Source organism: Streptomyces sp. PsTaAH-137 (assembly GCF_003259365.1).
Lineage (GTDB): Bacteria > Actinomycetota > Actinomycetes > Streptomycetales > Streptomycetaceae > Streptomyces.
The window spans coordinates 47,899-69,580 of the sequence record NZ_QLLY01000011.1 but is presented as its reverse complement, the minus strand read 5'-3'; the positions used below and the strand labels follow the sequence as shown (position 1 = coordinate 69,580).

The 21,682-nt window shown below is 71.5% G+C and carries 21 protein-coding genes; 17 read left to right on the top strand and 4 right to left on the bottom strand.

Annotation, left to right across the window (positions count from 1 at the left end):
• The first annotated feature begins 98 nt into the window (after nucleotides 1–98).
• The 9 genes from K377_RS24250 (at nucleotide 99) to K377_RS24210 (ending at nucleotide 7,487) form a co-directional block, all read left to right on the top strand.
• A complete protein-coding gene (locus tag K377_RS24250) occupies nucleotides 99–713 on the top strand; it encodes a riboflavin synthase (RefSeq protein ID WP_111665612.1) in 615 nt (204 codons plus the stop codon).
• Nucleotides 710–1,351 carry a nicotinamide mononucleotide transporter family protein gene (locus K377_RS24245; RefSeq protein WP_111665611.1) on the top strand — a complete coding sequence of 214 codons (642 nt, stop codon included), beginning with the start codon at nucleotides 710–712 and terminating at the stop codon, nucleotides 1,349–1,351. The genes K377_RS24250 and K377_RS24245 overlap by 4 nt, the downstream gene beginning before the upstream one ends.
• Nucleotides 1,348–2,637 carry a bifunctional 3,4-dihydroxy-2-butanone-4-phosphate synthase/GTP cyclohydrolase II gene (locus K377_RS24240; protein WP_111665610.1) on the top strand — a complete coding sequence of 430 codons (1,290 nt, stop codon included), beginning with the start codon at nucleotides 1,348–1,350 and terminating at the stop codon, nucleotides 2,635–2,637. Before K377_RS24245 ends, K377_RS24240 begins: the two co-directional genes overlap by 4 nt.
• Nucleotides 2,638–2,697: 60 nt before the next feature.
• Nucleotides 2,698–3,183, top strand: coding sequence for a 6,7-dimethyl-8-ribityllumazine synthase (ribH, locus tag K377_RS24235; protein WP_111665609.1), 486 nt, complete (start codon nucleotides 2,698–2,700; stop codon nucleotides 3,181–3,183).
• Between the two features lie 34 nt (nucleotides 3,184–3,217).
• Entirely contained in the window at nucleotides 3,218–3,490 is a 273-nt protein-coding gene (locus K377_RS24230; RefSeq protein WP_111665608.1) for a phosphoribosyl-ATP diphosphatase, read from the top strand.
• 56 nt (nucleotides 3,491–3,546) lie between these two features.
• Nucleotides 3,547–4,395 (top strand): ATP phosphoribosyltransferase, encoded by an 849-nt coding sequence (gene hisG, locus K377_RS24225; RefSeq protein ID WP_111665607.1) that lies wholly within the window; start codon nucleotides 3,547–3,549, stop codon nucleotides 4,393–4,395.
• 16 nt (nucleotides 4,396–4,411) lie between these two features.
• Nucleotides 4,412–4,858 carry a PH domain-containing protein gene (locus K377_RS24220; RefSeq protein ID WP_111665606.1) on the top strand — a complete coding sequence of 149 codons (447 nt, stop codon included), beginning with the start codon at nucleotides 4,412–4,414 and terminating at the stop codon, nucleotides 4,856–4,858.
• Nucleotides 4,859–5,073: 215 nt separating this feature from the next.
• On the top strand, nucleotides 5,074–6,414 hold the full coding sequence (locus tag K377_RS24215; protein WP_111665605.1) for a hemolysin family protein: 1,341 nt from the start codon (nucleotides 5,074–5,076) through the stop codon (nucleotides 6,412–6,414).
• Nucleotides 6,411–7,487, top strand: coding sequence for a hemolysin family protein (locus K377_RS24210; RefSeq protein WP_111665604.1), 1,077 nt, complete (start codon nucleotides 6,411–6,413; stop codon nucleotides 7,485–7,487). Before K377_RS24215 ends, K377_RS24210 begins: the two co-directional genes overlap by 4 nt.
• A 48-nt stretch (nucleotides 7,488–7,535) precedes the next feature.
• Here the strand turns inward: K377_RS24210 and K377_RS24205 are convergent, their stop codons facing one another.
• Nucleotides 7,536–9,407 (bottom strand): AAA family ATPase, encoded by a 1,872-nt coding sequence (locus K377_RS24205; protein WP_111665821.1) that lies wholly within the window; start codon nucleotides 9,405–9,407, stop codon nucleotides 7,536–7,538.
• A 424-nt stretch (nucleotides 9,408–9,831) separates the two neighbouring features.
• On the bottom strand, nucleotides 9,832–10,479 hold the full coding sequence (locus K377_RS24200) for a uridine kinase (RefSeq protein WP_375605955.1): 648 nt from the start codon (nucleotides 10,477–10,479) through the stop codon (nucleotides 9,832–9,834).
• A gap of 204 nt (nucleotides 10,480–10,683) precedes the next feature.
• Here K377_RS24200 and K377_RS24195 point away from each other — a divergent pair, with 204 nt between their 5' ends.
• The 3 genes from K377_RS24195 (at nucleotide 10,684) to K377_RS24185 (ending at nucleotide 13,108) form a co-directional block, all read left to right on the top strand.
• Nucleotides 10,684–12,060, top strand: a complete 1,377-nt coding sequence (locus tag K377_RS24195; protein WP_111665603.1) for a peptidase C39 family protein — start codon at nucleotides 10,684–10,686, stop codon at nucleotides 12,058–12,060.
• A gap of 148 nt (nucleotides 12,061–12,208) precedes the next feature.
• Nucleotides 12,209–12,358, top strand: coding sequence for an SCO1431 family membrane protein (locus K377_RS24190; protein ID WP_111665602.1), 150 nt, complete (start codon nucleotides 12,209–12,211; stop codon nucleotides 12,356–12,358).
• Between the two features lie 114 nt (nucleotides 12,359–12,472).
• Nucleotides 12,473–13,108, top strand: a complete 636-nt coding sequence (locus K377_RS24185; protein ID WP_111665601.1) for a TetR/AcrR family transcriptional regulator — start codon at nucleotides 12,473–12,475, stop codon at nucleotides 13,106–13,108.
• 48 nt (nucleotides 13,109–13,156) lie between these two features.
• Here the strand turns inward: K377_RS24185 and K377_RS24180 are convergent, their stop codons facing one another.
• Entirely contained in the window at nucleotides 13,157–14,398 is a 1,242-nt protein-coding gene (locus K377_RS24180; protein WP_111665600.1) for a glycoside hydrolase family 18 protein, read from the bottom strand.
• A 337-nt stretch (nucleotides 14,399–14,735) separates the two neighbouring features.
• On the opposite strand from K377_RS24180, the gene K377_RS24175 reads away from it, so the two are divergent.
• The 3 genes from K377_RS24175 (at nucleotide 14,736) to K377_RS24160 (ending at nucleotide 18,744) form a co-directional block, all read left to right on the top strand.
• Complete coding sequence (locus K377_RS24175) at nucleotides 14,736–15,899, top strand: acyl-CoA dehydrogenase family protein (RefSeq protein WP_111665599.1); 1,164 nt, start codon at nucleotides 14,736–14,738, stop codon at nucleotides 15,897–15,899.
• 639 nt (nucleotides 15,900–16,538) lie between these two features.
• Nucleotides 16,539–17,612, top strand: coding sequence for a hypothetical protein (locus K377_RS24165; RefSeq protein ID WP_375605954.1), 1,074 nt, complete (start codon nucleotides 16,539–16,541; stop codon nucleotides 17,610–17,612).
• Between the two features lie 28 nt (nucleotides 17,613–17,640).
• Complete coding sequence (locus K377_RS24160) at nucleotides 17,641–18,744, top strand: phosphotransferase family protein (protein WP_111665598.1); 1,104 nt, start codon at nucleotides 17,641–17,643, stop codon at nucleotides 18,742–18,744.
• A 1-nt stretch (nucleotide 18,745) separates the two neighbouring features.
• Here K377_RS24160 and K377_RS24155 read toward each other — a convergent pair whose 3' ends face one another.
• A complete protein-coding gene (locus K377_RS24155; protein ID WP_111665597.1) occupies nucleotides 18,746–19,192 on the bottom strand; it encodes a hypothetical protein in 447 nt (148 codons plus the stop codon).
• Nucleotides 19,193–19,415: 223 nt separating this feature from the next.
• Here K377_RS24155 and K377_RS24150 point away from each other — a divergent pair, with 223 nt between their 5' ends.
• Nucleotides 19,416–19,856: an Lrp/AsnC family transcriptional regulator gene (locus tag K377_RS24150; RefSeq protein ID WP_111665596.1), complete on the top strand. Its 441-nt coding sequence runs from the start codon at nucleotides 19,416–19,418 to the stop codon at nucleotides 19,854–19,856.
• A gap of 161 nt (nucleotides 19,857–20,017) precedes the next feature.
• Complete coding sequence (locus tag K377_RS24145; RefSeq protein WP_111665595.1) at nucleotides 20,018–21,631, top strand: amidohydrolase; 1,614 nt, start codon at nucleotides 20,018–20,020, stop codon at nucleotides 21,629–21,631.
• Nucleotides 21,632–21,682: the final 51 nt, after the last annotated feature.

Genomic DNA, 21,682 nt, shown 5'->3' with positions numbered 1-21,682 from the left:
ACACGGCGTCGCCGTTCCCGGTGTCGCTGTCCGTACGTTCTGTCGTCGTCGTACGACAGTGCCCCGGAGTCCAGGCCCCAAGAGGGAGGACCCGGGAAGTGTTCACCGGAATCGTCGAAGAGCTGGGCGAGATCACCGCCGTCGAGATGCTCGATGACGCCTGTCGCTTCCGTGTCCGTGGCCCCGTCGTCACCGAAGGCGCCCAGCACGGAGACTCCATCGCCGTCAACGGCGTGTGCCTCACCGTGGTCGAGCACGGGGACGGCGCGTTCACGGCCGACGTCATGGCCGAGACCCTCAAGCGCTCCAGCCTCGGCGCCCTCGCCGTCGGCTCCCGCGTGAACCTGGAACGCCCGATGGTGGCGGACGGCCGCTTCGGCGGGCACATCGTGCAGGGCCACGTCGACGGCACCGGCACCATCGTCGAGCGCACCCCCTCCGAGCACTGGGAGATCGTCAAGATCTCGCTCCCCGCCGAGCTGTCCCGGTACGTCGTCGAGAAGGGCTCGATCACGGTCGACGGCGTCAGCCTCACCGTCGTCGAGGCGGCGGCCGACTACTTCACCATCAGCCTCATCCCGACCACGCTCGCCCTGACCACGCTCGGCATCAAGCAGCCCGGCGACCCGGTCAACCTCGAGGTCGACGTCATCGCCAAGTACGTCGAGCGGATGCTCGGCGCGGGCCACAGCCTCAACGGGGGCACCAAGTGAACTGGCTCAACACCGAGGCGTTCACGGCCTTCGGGCAGCACATCCTGTGGTCCGACATGATCGGCAACACCTTCGGCCTGGTCGCGCTCGCGCTCGGCTGGAAGCGCTCCATATGGACCTGGCCCGTGCAGTTCGTCTCCGGCCTGATCCTCTTCGGCGCCTTCGCCGGACACCTGACCGGCAGCGCCGGCAAGCAGGTCGTGGTCATGGTCGTGGCCGCCATGGGCTGGGCCGCCTGGGTGCGCGGCCGCAAGCAGGCGCAGGACGGCTCCATCGCCGTGCGCTTCGCCACCTGGAAGGAGCGCGGCCTGATGGTCCTGGCCGGCGCCGCCGGCACGGTCGCCGTCGCGCTGCTCTTCAAGGCTTTCCCGAGCCTGTCCTGGGACCCTTGGCCGGACGCGTACATCTTCGTCGGCACCATCGTCGCGATGTACGCCCAGGCCCGCGGCATGGTCGAGTTCTGGTTCGCCTGGCTGCTGGTCGACGCCGTGGGCGTCCCGCTGAACTTCGCCAACGGCTACGCCTTCTCCGGTTTCGTCTACGTCATCTACGGCGCGCTCGTCCTGTGGGGCATGCGCGACTGGTGGCAGCGGTCCCGTACGGCCGCCGCCCCCGCTCTGGAAGGAGCGCACGCATGAGCACGGCACCCCACCTGTACGAGATCTCCCAGGACACCGACCTCTCCCTCGACCCGGTCGAGATGGCGATCCGCGACATCGCGGCGGGCCGCCCCGTCGTGGTCGTCGACGACGAGGACCGGGAGAACGAGGGCGACCTGATCGTCGCCGCCGAGAAGATCACCCCCGAGATCGTCGCCTTCATGATGAGCGAGTGCCGCGGCCTGATCTGCGCCCCCATGGAGGGCGCCGAACTGGACCGGCTCGACCTGCCGCAGATGGTCGGCGACAACACCGAGTCGATGCAGACCGCCTTCACGGTCTCCGTCGACGCCTCCGGCGCCCACGGCGTCACCACCGGCATCTCGGCCGCGGACCGCGCCACCACCCTGCGGCTCCTGGCCACCGGCACGGCACAGTCCGGCGACTTCGTCCGGCCCGGCCACATCTTCCCGCTGCGGGCCAAGGACGGCGGGGTGCTCGTCCGCAACGGCCACACCGAGGCCGCCGTCGACCTGGCCCGGCTCGCGGGGCTGCGCCCGGCCGGCGCCATCGTGGAGATCGCCGGCGAGGACGGCGTCATGCTGCGGCTGCCCGAGCTGATCCCGTTCGCCCGCAAGCACGGCCTGACGATCATCTCCATCGAGGACCTGATCGCCTACCGCAAGAGCGCCGAGCCCACGGTCAAGCGCGAGGCGACCGTGCAACTCCCCACGGCGTTCGGTGAGTTCACGGCGTACGGCTACCGCTCCACGGTCGACGGCGTCGAGCACGTCGCCCTGGTCCACGGCGAGGTCGGGGACGGCGACGACCTGCTCGTGCGGATCCACTCCGAGTGCCTGACCGGCGACATCTTCCACTCGCTGCGCTGCGACTGCGGCCCCCAGCTGGAGGAGTCCATGCGCCGCGTCGTCGAGGCGGGCCGCGGGGTCGTCGTCTATCTGCGCGGCCACGAGGGCCGCGGCATCGGCCTGCTGTCCAAGCTGCGCGCCTATGAGCTCCAGGAGCAGGGCCGCGACACCCTCGACGCCAACCTGGAACTCGGCCTGCCCGCCGACGCCCGCGACTACGCCGCCGGCGCCCAGATCCTCCACGACCTCGGCGTGCGCAGCCTGCGCCTGATGACCAACAACCCCGACAAGACCGACGCCCTGACCCGGCACGGTCTCAAGGTGACCGCCCGCGAGCCGATGCCTGTCACGGCCGGCGAGCACAACCTCCGCTACCTGCGCACCAAGCGGGACCGGATGGGCCACGACCTGCCCTGGCTGGACGCGCCCCGCACGTCCGCCTGCAACAACCAGTAGTCCCCTCTTCCATCCACTGATCTACGTACAACCGATCGACGTACACACGAGGAGAAGCGCGTGAGCGGCAAGGGTGCACCCGAACTGACCGTGGAGAACTGTGGCGACCTGCGGGTGGCCGTCATCGCCGCCCAGTGGCACGAGAAGGTCATGGGCGGCCTGGTCGACGGCGCCCTGCGGGCCCTGAACGAGCTGGGCATCAGCGAGCCCACCGTGCTGCGCGTCCCCGGCAGCTTCGAGCTGCCGGTCGTCGCCAAGCGGCTCGCGGACCGCGGCTACGACGCGATCGTCGCGCTCGGCGTCGTCATCCGCGGCGGCACCCCGCACTTCGAGTACGTGTGCCAGGGCGTCACCCAGGGCCTGACCCAGGTCTCCGTCGACACCGGCGTCCCGGTCGGCTTCGGCGTGCTGACCGTCGACACCGAGGAGCAGGCCCTGGACCGCGCGGGCCTCGAAGGCTCCAACGAGGACAAGGGGCACGAGGCCGTCACCGCCGCCGTCGCCACCGCGACCACGCTGCGTACCATCGCCGAGCCCTGGCGTTAGGGGCCGGGGAGAGCCGCGTAAAGTAGGCACCACCATGTCCAATAAGACGTTCGAGGAGCTCTTCACCGAGCTCCAGCAGAAGGCCGCCACCGGCGACCCCGCCACTTCCCGCACCGCCGAGCTGGTCGGCAAGGGTGTCCATGCCATCGGCAAGAAGGTCGTCGAGGAGGCCGCCGAAGTCTGGATGGCCGCCGAGTACGAGGGCAAGGACGCCGCCGCCGAGGAGATCTCGCAGCTGCTCTACCACGTCCAGGTGATGATGGTCGCCCGCGGCATCTCCCTCGACGACGTGTACGCCCATCTCTGAGCCACCGCCTCAGCCCGTTCGCTCAACTCCCTGAACACGCAAAGGAATCCCGCCTCATGCTGCGCATCGCCGTCCCCAACAAGGGTTCACTGTCCGGACCTGCGTCGGCGATGCTGCATGAGGCCGGATACCGCCAGCGCAAGGAGTCCAAGGAACTCGTCACGGTCGACCCGGACAACGAGGTGGAGTTCTTCTACCTCCGCCCCAAGGACATCGCGATCTACGTGTCCTCCGGCAAGCTCGACATCGGCATCACCGGACAGGACCTGCTGATCGACTCGGGCGCCGACGCCGAGACGATCCTTCCGCTCGGCTTCGCCCGCTCCACCTTCCGCTTCGCCTCCCGGCCCGGCGCCGTCAAGGACCTCGCCGACCTCGCCGGGAAGACGATCGCCACCTCGTACGAGGGCATCGTCGGCAAGTACCTCGCCGAGCACGGCGTCGACGCGTCCGTCGTCCACCTCGACGGCGCCGTGGAGACCGCCATCGAGCTGGGCGTCGCCGAGGCGATCGCCGACGTCGTGGAGACCGGCACCTCGCTGCGCAACGCGGGCCTGGAGGTCTTCGGCGACCCGATCATGAAGTCCGAGGCGTGCGTCATCCGCCGCACCGGCGCCGACACCGACAACACCAAGGCGCAGCAGTTCCTCCGCCGTCTGCAGGGCGTCCTCGTCGCGCGTACGTACGTGATGATGGACTACGACTGCCGCGCCGAGCACCTGGAGAAGGCCGTCGCCCTCACCCCGGGCCTCGAATCGCCGACCGTCTCGCCGCTGCACAACGAGGGCTGGGTCGCGGTCCGCGCGATGGTCCCCGCCAAGGACGCGCAGCGGATCATGGACGACCTGTACGCCCTGGGCGCGCGGGCCATCCTGACGACGGCCATCCACGCCTGCCGCCTCTGAGGACACCGAGACCACCATGTCCGAAGCCCTGCCCAGCCTGCCCGTCACCTTCAGGCCGGGGCGCACCCGCGTGATCCTGCACACGCTCGGCGCCGCCTCCTTCGTCACGATCACCGTCGTCGCGCTCGTCCTGGGCGGGATGAGCCCGGCGGAGAAGACCAGTTTCGTCTTCACGGCGGCGCTGTTCTGGGGCGTGCTCGGCCTGCTGGCCCGCCCCAAGGTCGTCGCCGACGGCGAGGGCGTCACCGTGGTCAACATCGCGCGCAGCCGCCGCCTTTCGTGGGCGGAGATCGTCCAGGTCAACCTGCGCCCCGGCGACCCGTGGGTGTTCCTCAACCTCACCGACGGCACCAGCATGGCCGCCATGGGCATCCAGCCGGGCCTCGCGAAGAAGACCGCGATCCGGGACGCCCGGGCCCTGCGCGACCTGACCGACGCGGCGCACGCCCGGCCTCGCGACTGACTCGGCCGCCCGGCCCCTGACGCCCTGCCCCCAGTCGTGATTAATCTGGTGGCAGGGCGTGCGCCGAGAGCCGCCCCGCCCCGGCCCGACCGTCCGGGGTTCCTGCTAACCGAGGAGTGACTCCCTCCAGCGATGGACGGATCGTCCGGTAGTACCTGCGCCGCCCCCTCCCGACATAGCGCGACCCGCTCGCGTACGTCCCCGGAGGCGGCGGCATGACCATCCCGTTGCTGCTTCTCGCGGCCGCCTTTCTTCTCATCCTCGCCAACGGCTTCTTCGTGGCGGCCGAATTCGGCCTCGTCACCGTGGAACGCCCCGACGCCGAACAGGCCGCGGCCGCGGGCGACAAGCGCGCCCGCACCGTCGTGAGCTCCCTGAAGGAACTCTCCTTCCAGCTCTCCGGCACCCAGCTCGGCATCACCATCACCTCCCTGGTCGTCGGCATGCTCGCCGAACCGGCCCTCGCCGAGCTGCTGCGCGGCCCGTTCACCGCCGTCGGCGTGCCCGAGGGCGCGGTCGGCGGCGTGTCCGTCGTCGTCGGCATGCTGCTGGCCTCGGCCGTGCAGATGGTGATCGGCGAACTCGTGCCCAAGAACTGGGCGGTGTCGAAGCCGCTCCAGGTGGCCCGCTTCGTGGCCGGACCGCAGTCGGTCTTCGCCCGGCTGTTCCGCCCGGTCATCGCCCTGCTCAACACGGTCGCCAACCGGCTCGTGCGGGCGCTCGGCGTCGAACCCGCCGACGAACTGGCCTCCGCCCGCACCCCCGGCGAACTGGTCTCCCTGGCCCGGCACTCCGCGCAGGCCGGCGCCCTGGAGCAGGACACCGCCGATCTGTTCGTGCGCACCCTCTCGCTCGCCGAGCTGACCGCCCAGCACGTCATGACGCCACGGGTGAAGGTCAGCGCGCTCCAGGCCTCCGCGACCGCCGCGGACGTGGTCAACCTGACCCGGGCCACCGGCCTGTCCCGCTTCCCCGTCTACCGGGAGCGGATCGACGAGGTCATCGGCGTCGTCCACCTCAAGGACGCCCTCGCCGTGCCCGCCCACGAACGCCTGCGCACCCCGGTGAGCCGGATCGCCCAGGCCCCGCTGCTCATCCCCGAGACGCTCCCGGTCCAGCCGCTCCTCGCCCAATTGCGCAGCGAGCAGCCGATGGCCGTGGTCGTCGACGAGTACGGCGGCACCGCCGGCGTCGTCACCCTGGAGGACATCGTGGAGGAGCTCGTCGGCGAGGTCCGCGACGAGCACGACGGTCTCGACCTCCCCGAGCTGGCCGTCGCGCCCGCCGAGGACGGCCGCCCCGCCTGGGACGCCGACGGCGGATGCCGCGTCGACATCCTGCGCCGCATAGGCCTCGACGTCGCCGAGGGCCCCTACGAGACGGTGGCAGGACTCGTCGCCGACCTCCTCGGCCGCATCCCGGCCCCCGGCGACAAGGCCGAACTCCCGGGCTGGAAGCTCTCGGTCCGCCAGGTCGACCACTACCGCGCCGAGCGCGTGCGCATCGTCCGCACCGCCGACTCCGCGCCGTCCGCAGTCCTGGAGGCGGCCCGATGAGCGCCCTGCAACTCTTCTTCGCCGCACTCCTGGTCCTGGCCAACGGCTTCTTCGTCGGAGCCGAGTTCGCCCTGGTCTCGGTCCGCCGCAGCCAGATCGAACCCATCCCCGGCAACCGCGCCCGCCAGGTCCTGTACGGGCTCGAACACCTGCCGCAGATGATGGCGGCGGCCCAGTTCGGCATCACCGTCTGCTCGCTGACGCTCGGCGCGGTCGCCGAGCCGACCGTCGCCAAGCTCCTGGAACCGCTCTTCGAGGCGATCCACCTGCCGCACGGCGTCATCCACCCGCTGGGCTATGTCATCGCGCTCGCCGCGGTGGTCTTCTTCCACCTCGTCATCGGCGAGATGGTCCCGAAGAACCTGGCGATGGCTGCGCCGGAGAAGACCGCGCTCTGGTTCAGCCCGGGGCTCGTCGCCTTCGCCCGCCTGTGCAAGCCGATCACGGTGGCGCTCGGCGCCTGCGCCCGGCTGATCCTCAAGCTGTTCCGGGTCGAGCCCAAGGACGAGGTCGAGGCGGTCTTCACCAGCGAGCAGCTCAACCGCCTGGTGGAGGACTCCGGGCAGGCCGGCCTCCTCGGCCCCGAGGAGCAGGAACGCCTGGAGGACGCCCTGGAGCTGGGCTCGCGCCCGGTCATGGACGTCCTGCTGCCCAAGGCGTCCCTGGTGACGGTCGGCCCGTCGGTCACCCCGGCGGAGGTCATCGCCCTCACCGCCCGCACCGGCTACTCCCGCTTCCCGATCTGCGCGGACACCGGCGCGTTCATGGGCTATCTGCACGTGAAGGACGTCCTCGACCTGATCGAGGGCCCCGACACCGACCGGGCCGTCCCGCAGCACGTCTGGCGTCCCATGACCACCCTGCGCGCGGAGCTCCCGCTGGACGACGCGCTCACCGTGATGCGCCGCGCGGCCACGCACCTGGCACAGGTCGCGGACGCCTCCGGCCGGGTCCTCGGGCTCGTCGCGCTGGAGGACGTACTGGAACTCCTGGTCGGCGAGGTCAAGGACCCGGCCCACCGGGACGAGCCGGCGGTACCCCCGGCGCGCGCCAAGCAGGGCGTACCGGCCTGACCCGCTCCGTGCGGGACGCGCCTTCGCGCGCGTCCCGCACGGACGGCGTCACAGCCCGCCCGGCCCCCGCCCCGACAGCACCTCGCCGTACGCCTGCATGAGGTCCGGCAGCCGCAGCGTGGCCAGATCGTCCCGGGACGGCTCCATCAGATAGCCGGTCAGCCGCAGATCGCGGTAGGCGCAGGACTTCTCGTACAGGGTCCGCAGGAACCGCCCGTTGCCCAGTTCGTCGATCCAGCCCTGGTCGACCACGTGCCCGGCGATGGAACGCAGCTCGTCCAGGGCCTCCTCGTCCCACACGTCCCCGTTCTCCGCTGCGAGCACCTCGCCGATCGAGGTCAGCTCCAGGGGGCGGTACGAGGGGAAGTCGACCCGCGTCGTGAAGCGCGAGGACAGCCCCGGGTTGGCGGCGAGCAGCCGGTCCATGCCCTCCGGGTATCCGGCGAGGATCACCACGAGATGGTCGCGGTTGTCCTCCGCGCGCTTCAGCAGCACCTGAAGGGCCTCGTCGCCGTACGCGTCGCCCTTGCCGTACCCCGAGTTGGACAGCGCGTACGCCTCGTCGACGAAGAGCACCCCGCCCATGGCCGAGTCGATCAGCTCGTTCGCCTTGACGGCTGTCTGGCCCAGATACTCGCCGACCAGGTCGGCCCGCTGCGCCTCCACCAGATGGTCGCCGCCGAGCAGCCCCAGCGCGTAGAACACCCGGCCGAGGATCCGGGCGACCGTCGTCTTGCCGGTGCCCGAGGGGCCGGAGAAGACGAAGTGCCGCTTGGGCGGCTGCACCGGAAGGCCCTGCCCGGCGCGCAGCCGCGCCATGTTCAGCTGCGCGGACAGCGCCTTGACCTGCCGCTTGACCGGTTCGAGGCCGACCATCGACTCCAGCTCCGCGAGGGCCTCGTCGAGCAGGGTCGGATCGGCGGGACCGGGCGGCATCGGCGCCGCCGACACCGGCACCACCGCCTTCTCCCTGACCATGTCGGCATCGTCGTCGGCGCCGCCGCCCGGGGGCGGCAGATCCGGCTCGGACACCTTCAGGTCGCGGCCGTCACTGGCGAACAGCGGATCGACCGACTCCCCGCCGTCCAGGCCGTCCTGAAATCCCGTCAGGGACATCGGGGTCAGGTCGGTGCCGTCGGTGAAGTCCGCGTACCCGTCCCCCTCGGTGATCGCGGCGAGCCGCGCCGCGGTGTCCATGAACGCGGGGTCGACCCGGTGTACGGCCCGGTACAGCGGCAGCGCGGCGGCCGAACGCCCGGTGCCCTCGTGGGCGCGCGCCAGCCAGTACCGCAGCTCCTTGCGCTGCGGCTGCTCGCTGCGGCAGCGCATCAGTGCCGAGGAGAGCAGCGGCTCGGCCTGGCCGTACATGTCGAGGCGCACCCGCGCCATCCCGCCGAAGAGCCCCGCCTCGATCCCGAGCATGGGGTCGTCGACCAGCGGGTCCGTGTGCCGGACCAACTGCTCCCAGTCCTTGACCAGATAGGCCCGGCACGCGTGCAGGAACCGCACCTGCCGGTCCGCGTCGACCGGCGGCAGCGTGGCCAACGCCCGGTCCAGATCTGGGACATGGCGGCCGTCCAGCCAGTGCGAGGCGTGCGCGAGCAGCAGATCGCGCGGATGCTCAAGGACCGGCTGCACCCACCAGCCCAGCCAGTACCAGGAGTTGAGGGTGCGCCGGTGCCGGGTGCGCTGCTCCCCGAACCGCTCGCGGTGCCGGAACATCCGCAGCAGCGCCGTCGTCGTGTCGATGCGCAGGGCATGCAGCCCGAGCCAGCCGTCCGCCATGGCGGGGTCCAGCCGCACGGCGGCCCGGAACTCCTCCTCCGCCTGCGGATACGCGCCCATCGTGTAGGCGTCGACGCCCCGCAGCCACGCGAGGTCGGCCGGGCCCGTCGGTGGTGCCCCAGTGCCGAAGCTCATCACGTCCCCCACACGCCGTGCCCCCGATGAACCTGATCCCGCCCTTAACCAAGCTGTCATGGACGGGAGTTGTCACGATGCGGACAGCGAGCCGTCCAGAGGCCGCACCGAGAGGCATCGTACCTGCGGGCACAGGGTGGGCCGAAGGGCGCAACGGGGTCGGATCGGTGCGACAGTGGGGGATTCGGTGCAGGTGAGCGCGGTACCGCAGGGTGACTCTGGGTGAACGAAGAGGGCCGCGGAGCGTCGGTGAAGGGGCATTGCGGGCAGAACGAAGCCCCCGATCACGGGGGAACAACCGGGGGCTTCGCGACTGCGGGCGGTCCCGAAAGGCCGCACATTGAGAACGTAAGTCCTGTACGGCCCCTGGGTCAAGCCGAGTTGGGGCACTCGCCGAAACTGGCGGAAGGCGCTTTCCGACCGTTCAGCGCACCGCTGGCGGACCCTCACGGTGAGTGACGGACTGGCGAGTCTGCGTGGTCCCAGCAGGGCCTTCGCGCATCGCGTATCCCTCGGGGCACTCTCTTACCAATTTCTCGGCGAACGGCCGCGACGGGTCCTGAGCGAAATGCTTCCGCTCCGCTGGAATCCAGCCGTCCCAGAAGTCCCGCTGGGCCTCTCCGTCCCGTGCGCGTCCCCTTTTCCATGCCGCCTCGTCCGGCAGATCCATCCACAGCAGACTCGCGAGGAACGGCCGCACCGCCCGCCGCCCGGCCCCCACGCCTTCGACGAGGATCACCTCGGCGGGCTCCAGTGTCCGTGCCCCGTCGAGGCGCCGGGTGTTCCAGTCGTACGTCTCGTAGCGTGCGGCCCTGCCGTGGGACAGCGGCTCGACGACCTGGGTGCGCAGCCGGTCGGTCCAGTCGAAGAGGGCGTCGTGGCTCGCGAGATCGTCGAGGTGCAGCACGGGCGCGCCGCCGAGCGCCCGCGCGAGCCGTCCGGCGAGGGTCGACTTGCCGGACCCGGCGTGCCCGTCGATGCCGACGAGCCGGACCGGACCGCAGGAGGGCGGCAGCCGGCGCAGCCGTTCGGCGTACGGGGCGAGGGGCACGTGCGAGTAGTCCACGCCCACAAGGGTATGTCCCGCGCCGATCGGTTTCATCGACGCCACCGCAGGTCATGCCAGTGGTGAAGACCAATATTGGTCGCGTGGAGCACCCTCGAAACGCTGGTGGAAATCCCGTTCCGGGAGCCATAGTTGGCGCACTGTTCCACCCGGAGCACATCCCGCGCGCCCGTCCCGTCCGCCCGAACCGTCGACAGGGGGATCCTCCCGATGACCCGCCCCGACCAGCCCACCTCATCGACTCCGTCCCGCAGAACCGTGCTGGCGGCGGCCGCGGGCGTCGCGCTCGCCGCGACCACGGCCACCACCGCGCACGCCTCGGCCCCCGCACAGCAGAAGGCCCCCGCCCGACTCGTGGACAACAGCACCTGGACGACGTACAGCGACTGGCGCTCCGGCACCGGCCACGGCACCCGCGCCCTCGCGGGCTCCCGGCCCGGCGTCACCCTCGCCCGCGCCACCGGCACGATGAGCTACACCGACCCGCACCTGAACCGGACGGCCGACTGGGAGTACGCGACCTGGACCTCGCCCGTCCACACCCTCGCCGTGCCCGCCACCGAGGTCATCGCCTCCTGGAACGCGCACACCCCGGCCGGCACCTGGATCCAGGTCGAGCTGCAGGGCACGTACACCGACGGGACCCGGACCCCCTGGTACGTCATGGGCCGCTGGACCGCGGGGGACGACGAGAAGGTCGACATCCGCCGCACCTCGGTCGACGACCAGAACGACGGCCGCTCCAGCATCTGGACCGACACCTTCTCCATCGACGACGCGGCGTCCGGCCTGCGCCTCGTCTCCTACAGCCTGCGCCTGACCCTGCTGCGCACCCCCGGCACCAAGGCGGCGCCCACCGTCTGGCGGCTCGGCGCGATGGGCTCGGACGTCCCGGACCGCTTCACCGTCCCGGCCTCCGTCCCCGGCTTCACCGGTGAGCTGGCGGTCCCGCGCTACTCGCAGGACGTCCACGCCGGCCAGTACCCCGAGTACGACGGCGGCGGCGAGGCGTGGTGCAGCCCCACCTCCTCGCAGATGATCATCGAGTCCTGGGGCCGGAAGCCCAGCGCCGAGCAGCTGGCCTGGGTCGATCCGTCCTACGCCGACCCGCAGGTCTGCCTCGCGGCCCGCTCCACCTTCGACTACCAGTACGACGGCTGCGGCAACTGGCCGTTCAACGCCGCGTACGCGGCCACGTACAAGGATCTCCAGGGCGTCGTCACCCGGCTCGGCTCGCTCACCGATCTGGAGACGCTGATCGCGGCCGGCATCCCGGCCATAACGTCCCAGTCGTTCCTGAAGACCGAGCTGACAGGCGCCGGGTACGGCACCTCCGGGCACCTGATGACGGTCATCGGCTTCACCGCCGACGGCGACGTGATCGCCAACGACCCGGCCTCCAAGGACGATCCGGCGGTCCGCCGGGTCTACAAGCGGCGCGAGTGGGAGAACATCTGGCTGCGCACGAAGCGGTACAACGCCACGGGCGGTGTCTCCTCCGGCACCGGCGGCGTCTGCTACCTCTACTTCCCGGCGCACCCCACGCCCGCGCAGCGGCGCGCGCTCGCCAAGGTGGGCGTCCGCTAGGGCGGGCCCCGGGGCGTGTGTCGAAGGTCTCGGTCGCAACGGGTTCACGGGGTGGCATGGTGGAGAGGGCGCCGGAGGGGAGTCGGGCGCCCTCGGGGGGAGTTCCTGCCCCGATCAGGCCCCTGATCACGAGCCGAGCGAGACGCCCATGACCGCCAGTTCCGCCACCGTCGCCCCCGCCGCCCGCACCCGCACCGGCGGTCCCCGGGAGGACGGGCCCAAGATCCTCGAGCACGTCCTGGGCTGGACCTTCGTCGTGGTGGTGGCGATGTTCGTCACGCAGCTCGGCCTGATGTGACGCTGCCGCCACCCGGCGTGAGGTGATCCGCGTCACGGCCGGCCCGTGAGGTGCCATACTGCGGAATCCGCAGATCTCGGACACTGCGGGCCCCCTCGGACACCAGGGCCGGAATTGAAGAACAGTGAACAGCGGGCACGCGGCACCGACCGCTCCGCCACGCGGCGCGCCGAACTCATCGCCATCGGGCGGAAGTTGTTCGCCGACACGTCCTACGACGCCCTGTCGATGGACGACATCGCCCGGCACGCGGGGGTCGCCAAGGGGCTGATCTACTACTACTTCACGTCCAAGCGCGGCTACTACCTCGCGATCATCGAGGAGTCCGTCGGTGATCTCGTCGACCGGGCGAGCAGCGTCGGCGATCTGTCCCCGGTCGCCCGGGTCCACCACACGATCGACGGCTATCTGCGCTACGCCGAGCACCACCAGGCCGCGTACCGCACGATCATCACGGGCGGGGTCGGCTTCGACGCCGAGGTGCAGGCCATCCGGAACGGGGTGCGCGAAGAGATGATCGCGACCATCGCCCGCGGCGCCTACGGAAAGCCCGATGTGCCGGAGCTGGCCCGGCTCGCGCTGCTCGGCTGGCTGTGCGGAGTCGAGGGCGTCACGCTGGACTGGATCGGCCGCCGGGAGGTCGAACGGGACACGGTGCGGGCCCTGTTGGTACGCACCCTCGTCGAGACCCTGCGCGTGATCGAGGAGTTCGAGCCCGCGTGCCCGGCCACCGTGACCACGACGGCGTGAGGGGCGGGACCGGATTCCGGTCCCGCCCCTCGTATTGTTCCGGCGCGCCTAGTCGATCGCCTTGATCAGCTCGCCGTCCGAGGTGTCACCGGACAGCTCCCAGACGAAGGTGCCGCCCAGGCCCTGCTGGTTCTTGTAGTCCATCTTCCCCGCGATGGTCTGCGGGGTGTCGTAGCTCCACCAGTCCGAGCCGCAGTGCGCGTACGCGGTGCCGCCGACCGTGCCCGTCGCGGGGCACTTGGTCTTCAGCTCCTTGTAGTCGTCGATGCCCGGCTCGTACTTGCCGGCCGCGGGGCCGGTCGCCGTGCCGCCGGGGGCGTCCTGGGTGACGCCGGTCCAGCCGCGCCCGTAGAAGCCGATGCCGAGCAGCAGCTTGGAGGCCGGGACGCCCTTCGCCGTGAGCTTGGCGATGGTGGCCGAGGAGTTCCAGCTCTCCTTCGGGATGCCGTCGTACGTGGTCAGCGGGGAGTGCGGGGCCGTCGGGCCCTGCGCGTCCCAGGCGCCGAAGTAGTCGTACGTCATCGGGTTGTACCAGTCGACGTACTGGGCGGCGCCCGCGTAGTCGGTGGCGTCCAGCTTGCCGCCGTCCTCGGCGTCGGCCGCGATCGCCGAGGTGATCAGGTAGTCGCCGCCGAACTTCGAACGCAGCGCCGCCATCAGGTTCTTGTACGCGTCGGGGCCGCTGGTGTCACAGGTGAGGCCGCAGGCGTTCGGGTACTCCCAGTCGATGTCGATGCCGTCGAAGACATCGGCCCACTTGGAGTTCTCGACGAGGTCGTAGCAGGACTGGGCGAACGCGGCCGGGTCCTTCGCCGCCTCGCCGAACCCGCCGGACCAGGTCCAGCCGCCGAAGGACCAGAGGATCTTGAGGTTCGGGTGCAGCTTCTTCAGCTTGAGCAGCTGGTTGAAGTTGCCGCGCAGCGGCTGGTCCCAGGTGTCGGCGACGCCGTCCACGGCCTGGTCGGCGGTATAGGCCTTGTCGGTCGCGGCGTAGGAGTCGCCCATGGCGCACTTGCCGCCCTGGACGTTGCCGAAGGCGTAGTTGATGTGGGTCAGCTTGTCTGCGGAGCCGGACGTCTCGATGTTCTTGACGTGGTAGTTCCGGTCGTAGACACCCCATTCGGTGAAGTATCCGACGACCTTCGAACCGGCCGCAGTCGTACGGGAGTCGGCCTCGGTCTGCGCCGTCGCGCTGCCCGCGGAGGCGAGCAGTCCGGCGCCGAGGACGGCGCCCGACACGGCGAGGGCCAGCGCCTTGAGGCGCATGCGGGGGAGGTGCGGTCTGAGCATCTTGTCTCCTCGTGGGGGAGGGGGACACGCGGGATGTGGGGGATTCCGTGCTGGACCTGCGGACGGAACAGTAGGAGGACTAGACCAGTGAGGTCAATGGTCCGGACCAATCTCCCCACTTCCCGCACACGGCCCGGAGGCCCGCGAAAAAACTTGGAGTAAGCGGTCGTTAACTAGTGACGCGCGGCCCGGGACAGGGAATACTCAACACGCCGCAGCCGCTGGTCAGCCGCTTCCGAGACCCGGAAGGGCAGCATCGGTTCGGTAGTGACCGACCGGTGGCGCCGCCTCACCCCGCGGCCCCACCGCAGCGCCCGCCAGGGAGGAGAGCGTCGCCATGCCGGAGCCAGGAGTCGAGCGTCAGCTGCCGACGGACGAAGCTCAGGACCTGATGCAGCTGGTCCGTGACATCGCACAGCGGGAGATCGCCCCGCGCGCGGCCGAGGAGGAGGACGCCGGCCGCTTCCCGCGCGAGACGTTCGCGCTGCTGTCCTCCTCGGGACTGCTCGGACTGCCCTACGACGCGGAGTTCGGCGGCGGCGACCAGCCCTACGAGGTGTACCTCCAGGCGCTGGAGGAGCTGGCGGCCGCGCGCCTCACGGTCGGGCTCGGCGTCAGCGTCCACTCGCTGTCCTGCCATGCGCTGGCCAACTTCGGCACGAAGGAGCAGCGCTCCGAGCATCTGCCCGACATGCTCGGCGGCGGGCTGCTCGGCGCGTACTGCCTCTCCGAGCCCTCGTCCGGCTCCGACGCCGCCTCCTTGCGTACGAAGGCGGTGCGCGACGGCGACGACTGGGTGCTGACCGGCACGAAGGCCTGGATCACCCACGGCGGCGTCGCCGACTTCTACACGGTGCTCGCCCGCACCGGCGGTGAGGGCGCGCACGGCATCACGGCGTTCCTGGTCCCCGGCGACGCGCCCGGACTGAGCGCAGCCGTGCCCGAGAAGAAGATGGGCATGAAGGGCTCGCCCACCGCGCAGGTCCACTTCGACGGAGTGCGGATCGGCGACGCGCGGCGGATCGGGGACGAGGGGCAGGGCTTCCAGATCGCCCTGTCGGCCCTCGACTCGGGCCGCCTCGGCATCGCGGCCTGCGCGATCGGCGTGGCGCAGGCGGCGCTGGACGAGGCGGTCTCGTACGCCAGGGGCCGGTCCCAGTTCGGCCACCCCATCGCCGACTTCCAGGGCCTGCGCTTCATGCTCGCCGACATGGCGACGCAGATCGAGGCGGGCCGCGCCCTGTATCTGTCGGCGGCCCGGCTGCGGGACGCGGGCCGGCCGTTCTCCAAGCAGGCGGCCATGGCCAAGCTGCTGTGCACCGACGCGGCGATGAAGGTCACCACGGACGCGGTGCAGGTCCTCGGCGGATACGGCTACACGGCGGACTTCCCGGTCGAGCGCCTGATGCGCGAGGCCAAGGTGCTGCAGATCGTCGAGGGCACCAATCAGATCCAGCGCATGGTCATCGCCCGTCACCTCGCGGGACCTGAGTCCCGCTGAACTGCCCGGCGCGCACGGTGGGCGCCACCAGACGCACCCACTCGGGGTCGTGCCGGCCCGGCAGCGTCCTGCCGCGGTCGGCCCAGCTCGCGATCAGGGCCCGGTAGATGGGCGGGTCCTGGTGCGCCGGGTTCGCCACGGGACGCGGAGGCGGTGGGGCCGCATGTGACAGCTGGGCCGGATGTGCCGGATGCGTCGTGTGTGACAGCTGCGGCTGGTGGGTTTGATGGGGCTGGTGGGTTTGGTGCGTCTGATGCGCCGGGTGGGTCTGAGGTGCCTGCTGTTGCTGATGATGAACCGATTCTGCGGCAACAGGGACGAGGATGCGCCTGCGTCGTCCGGTGGGCGCAGAGGCCGGGATCTCCGTCGGGGTCATGCCAGATCAACGTTCGGGCGACGGGCCAGGTCACGTGTTGACGGTATCGAGCGTCCGTTCGCGGCATAACCGTGCACAGGGAGCCGCCGCGGTCGAACGTCTTCTCAGTCGCGTCGAGCTGACGTACCGTCAACTCCGCCGCCGGGCAGGCCGCACCCCTCCGGGCGACGTCAACCGGTCCGCACGCAGGGAGGATGCCCGTGGCCGACGACGAACGTCCCGTGGCGCTCGACGAGTACCCCGTCCACCAGGTCCCGCTGTCGATGCGGCACGTGGCGACCGGCGACCGCAACGCCTACGACCGCTGCATCTTCCACCTCGTCGACCCCGAGGGGCACTTCCTGCTCATCCTCGGTCTCGGCGTCTACCCCAACCTCGGCGTCGTCGACGCCTACGCCACCCTCCGCGCCGGTGACACCCTGCACGCCGTCCGCGCCTCGGACGCGCTGGACGAGGAGGACCGGATGCGGATGGAGGTCGGCCCGCTGCGGATCCGGGTCGAGCGCCCGCTCAAGGAGTTCGTTCTCACGTGCGCCGCCGACCCGGACGAGCCGGACGGACTCTCGTACGAGATGACCTGGCGGGCCGACTTCCCGGCGCTGTGGGAGCCGCACCACCTCCAGCGCAGGGGCGGACGGCTGACCCTGGAGGGCAAGCGGTTCGTGCAGGCGGGCCGGGTCGACGGACGGCTGCGCGTCGGCGGCCGCGAGATCGAGGTGCGCGACTGGACCGGCACCCGCGACCGCAGCTGGGGAGTGCGCCCGGTGCCCGGCGAGGAGGGCGGCCGGCTCGCCCAGGACCACCCCACCGAGGGCTTCCACTGGATCTGGGCGCCGGTCCGCTTCGACGACCGCTTCCTCATGGTCGTCACCCAGGAGGACGCCGACGGATACCGCACCCTCACGGACGCCACCCTCGTCCAGGACGGACACCGCGACCGCCAACTCGGCTGGCCGCAGACCGACATCGTCTACCGCCCCGGCACCCGGCACCCCGAGAGCGCGGTCGTCCACCTCACCGACCCGGCCACCCGCAAGCCCCTCGAACTCGGCGTGGAGATCCTCACCTCCTCGCCGCTCGCGCTCGGCGCCGGCTATCCGCCCGCCGACGACTGGCAGCACGGCACCTGGCAGGGACGCGGCTGGACCGACCGGCGCGCCTACGACCTCTCCGACCCGTCCGCGCACCCCCTGGCCGGGTACGGAGTGACCGACCACGCGGCCCGCTTCACCCTCGACGGGCAGGTCGGCCACGGCATCTTCGAGCACGGCAGCTTCGGCCGGCACGACCCGAGCGGCTTCACCGGCTTCGACTCCGTGGCCCCGGAACGCCCGTAACCCACCTTCAGGCAGAGGGAGTTCGACGATGGCGACAGCGCCACGCCCGCGCACCTCCACCCGTGAACCCGAAGAGCTCGCCCGCCGCCTCACCGCGTGGCTCGGCGGCCGACTGCCGGGCGCCAAGGCGGTGAACGTCTCCGTGCCCGAGTCCAACGGCATGTCCAGCGAGACGCTCCTCTTCGACATCGAGCACCCCGAACCACCGGTGCGCGCCTGCGCGTTGCGGCTCGCGGCCGACCCGTCCGCGTACACGATCTTCCCGGTGTACGACATGCCACGGCAGTACCGCACGATGCGGCTCGCCGCCGAGCGTGCCGGGATCCCGGTGCCGCGCGTGCTGTGGCTGGAGGAGGACCCGGGGCCGCTCGGCGCACCCTTCTTCGTCATGGAGCGGGTCGCGGGGCGGGTGCCGCCCGACGTCATGCCGTACACCTACGAGGGCAACTGGCTGCACGCGGCGACGGACGCCGAGCGCGCCCGTCTCGAAGAGGCGAGCATCGGCGTCATCGCCCGGCTGCACGACGGCGTACCGGCGGCCGACGCGGAGTTCCTGGCGCTGCCCGGCGACGGCAGCCCGCTGCGCCGCCACGTCACCGCCCAACGCGCCTACTACGCCTGGGTGGTGGCTGGGCTCGCCCCGTCACCGCTGATCGAGCGCGCCTTCGACCGCCTGGAGGAGCTGTGGCCGCACGAGGAGGGCGCCGCGGTCCTCAACTGGGGCGACGCCCGCATCGGCAACATCATCTACGACGGCTTCGAACCGGCCGCCGTGCTCGACTGGGAGATGGCGGCCCTGGCGCCGCGCGAGGTCGACCTCGGCTGGACCGTCTATCTGCACCGCTTCTTCCAGGACCTCACGGTGAGCTTCGGCCAGCCGGGGCTGCCCGCGTTCCTGCGTCGCGACCGGATCGAGGAGAGCTATGCGCGCCGCACCGGCCACACCCCGCGCGACATGGACTTCTACACACTCTACGCCGCCCTGCGGCACGCGGTGGTGATGCTCAGGGTCGCCTACCGGCAGGCCCACTTCGGCGAGGTCGCCGTGCCCGCGGATCCGGACACACTGATCCTGCACCACGACAGTCTGCGCGCCATGGTGCAGGGCAGTTACTGGAGGGACCCGCGGTAGGTCAGGCGGCGCTGCTGCGCTGGCGGGGCACCCGGATCGGGCGCGAGCCGGGCCCGCCGACGTGCGAGAACGGCTGGGTGCGCCAGTCGAGCCCCTGAGGGAGCGTCAACAGCAGCGCGGTGTCCTGCTCCTGAGTGCCCGTCATCTCGTCGGCGGGGCGCGCCTCGGCGGCCGTACGGCCGGTGCCCGCGCACACGGAGAGCCCGAACGGGTTCCAGGGCGAGGTCACGTGGGCGTGCTCGGGCAGCCGGTCCTCGTCGGCGAGGAGGGCGATGGGCTGGGCGCAGTCCGGGCAGATCACCCGGTACATCTCGAACGTGTCGTACGCGTCGAGCTCGTCGACGCCCTCGTCGAAGCCGGGTTCGACACCCTCCGGCTGGGGCTCGACGACCGCCTGCTTGCGGTTGCCGCGCGCGGCAGTGCGTCCGGGACGCTTCACACTCTGCATGGGATTCTCCCCCTCGGGTGGGCCGGGCGCGGATGTCCATGAGTCGCGGCCTCGGCCACAGCAAGCACTTCCCGCCCCGTGCGCGAGGTAACCGCGCGATGCCTCTGGACACGGCCCGAACGGTGTGGTCTTCGTCACATGCCGATTGCAGGTGCCGGTGACGCGGTAGACGAGAGGCCCTTCGCGGTACCGGGGGGATCAAGGGACGGGTAGGTTCATCGCCATGGAGGAGCTCGACCGACAGATTGTGCAGCTGCTCGTCAAGGACGGGCGGATGAGCTACACCGACCTGGGCAAGGCCACGGGCCTGTCCACGTCAGCGGTGCACCAGCGCGTGCGCCGGCTCGAACAGCGCGGAGTGATCCGCGGCTACGCGGCGGTCGTCGACCCCGAGGCGGTCGGGCTGCCGATGACGGCGTTCATCTCGGTGAAGCCGTTCGACCCGAGCGCCCCCGACGACATCGCCGAACGCCTCGCGGGCGTACCGGAGATCGAGGCCTGCCACAGCGTGGCCGGCGACGAGAACTACATCCTGAAGGTCCGGGTGGAGACCCCGCACGAACTGGAGAACCTCCTGGCCCGGGTCCGCTCGCTGGCCGGCGTCTCGACCCGCACGACGGTGGTCCTCTCCACCCCGTACGAGTCCCGCCCCCCGCGCATCTAGTCCCCGCCCCCCGCCTTGGGCAATCTGCCGCCATGGGCGGCAGGGTGGGCAAGGCGGCCCCCGGCGCGGGGCAAGCGCCCGACAGGCCTGCACCCCAGCGCCGCCGGGGAAACAGCACCCCGATACCGGAGCACCCTGCACGACACGGGAAACTGTTCCCCATGAGCACGCCCCCCAGCCCCCGCACCGTCCTCCTGCGCCGCGGCGAGGTCCACAGCCCCGCCGACCCCTTCGCGACCGCCATGGTCGTGGAGGCGGGCCACGTCGCCTGGGTCGGTTCGGAAGGCGCGGCGGACGCGTTCGCGGACGGTGTGGACGAGACCGTAGACCTCGACGGCGCCCTGGTCACCCCGGCGTTCACCGACGCCCATGTGCACACCACGTCGACCGGTCTGGCCCTCACCGGGCTCGACCTCACCGTCGCACGCTCCCGCGCCGAAGCCCTCACCCTCGTACGGGACCACGCCGCGGCCCGCCCCACCGACCGGGTCCTGCTCGGCCACGGCTGGGACGCCGCCCGCTGGCCGGACCGCGTCCCGCCCACCCGCGCCGAACTCGACGAGGCCACCGGCGGCCGCCCCGTCTATCTCACCCGCATCGACGTGCACTCGGCCGTCGTGAGCACGGCCCTGCTCGACCTCGTCCCCGGCGTCACCGACCGCGCCGGATACGACCCCGAGGGCCCTCTCACCCGCGACGCCCACCACGCCGTACGCGCCGCCGCCCTCGCCGCGGTCGGCCCCCAGCAGCGCACCGAGGCCCAGCGCGCCGCCCTCCGGCACGCCGCCTCGCTCGGGATCGGCTCGGTGCACGAGTGCGGCGGCCCCGACATCTCCTCCGAGGACGACTTCACGGGCCTGCTCGACCTCGCCCGCTCCGAGCCGGGACCGCGCGTCGCCGGCTATTGGGCGGACCGCGACATCGAGCGGGTCCGGAGCCTGGGCGCGCTCGGCGCCGCCGGTGACCTCTTCGTGGACGGCTCGCTCGGTTCGCACACGGCCTGCCTGCACGAGCCGTACGCCGACACGGCCCACACCGGCACCGCCTACCTCACGGCGGACGACGTCGCCGCCCATGTGGTCGCCTGCACGGAGGCGGGCCTCCAGGCCGGTTTCCACGCCATCGGCGACGCCGCCTGCACCGCCGTGGTCGACGGGATGCGCGCGGCCGCCGAGAAGGTCGGCCTCGCGCGCGTGCGCGCCGCACGACACCGTGTCGAGCACGCCGAGATGCTCACCCCCGAGACCGTCGCCGCCTTCGCGGAGTTCGGCCTGACCGCCTCCGTGCAGCCCGCCTTCGACGCCCTGTGGGGCGGCGCGGACGGCATGTACGCCGATCGCCTCGGCGCCGAGCGGGCCCGCACCCTCAACCCGTACGCGGCCCTGCTGAAGGCCGGCGTCCCGCTCGCCTTCGGCTCGGACAGCCCGGTCACCCCGCTCGACCCGTGGGGCACCATCCGCGCCGCCGCCTTCCACCGCACCCCCGAGCACCGCGTCTCCGTACGGGCCGCGTTCACCGCCCACACCCGCGGCGGCTGGCGCGCCGTCGGCCGCGACGACGCGGGCGTCCTCGTCCCGGGCGCTCCCGCCGACTACGCGGTCTGGCGCACCGACGAGCTGATCGTGCAGGCCCCGGACGACCGGGTGGCCCGCTGGTCGACCGACCCGCGCTCGGGCACCCCGGGCCTGCCGGACCTGAGCCCCGGCGCCGCGCTCCCGGTCTGCATGCGGACCGTCGTGTTCGGACAAACGGTCTTCGTACGGCCGGACGAGTGAGATACCGGGGCGGCGCGCATCCGATCGCGGGCCCGCGCCGTCCCGCACGAC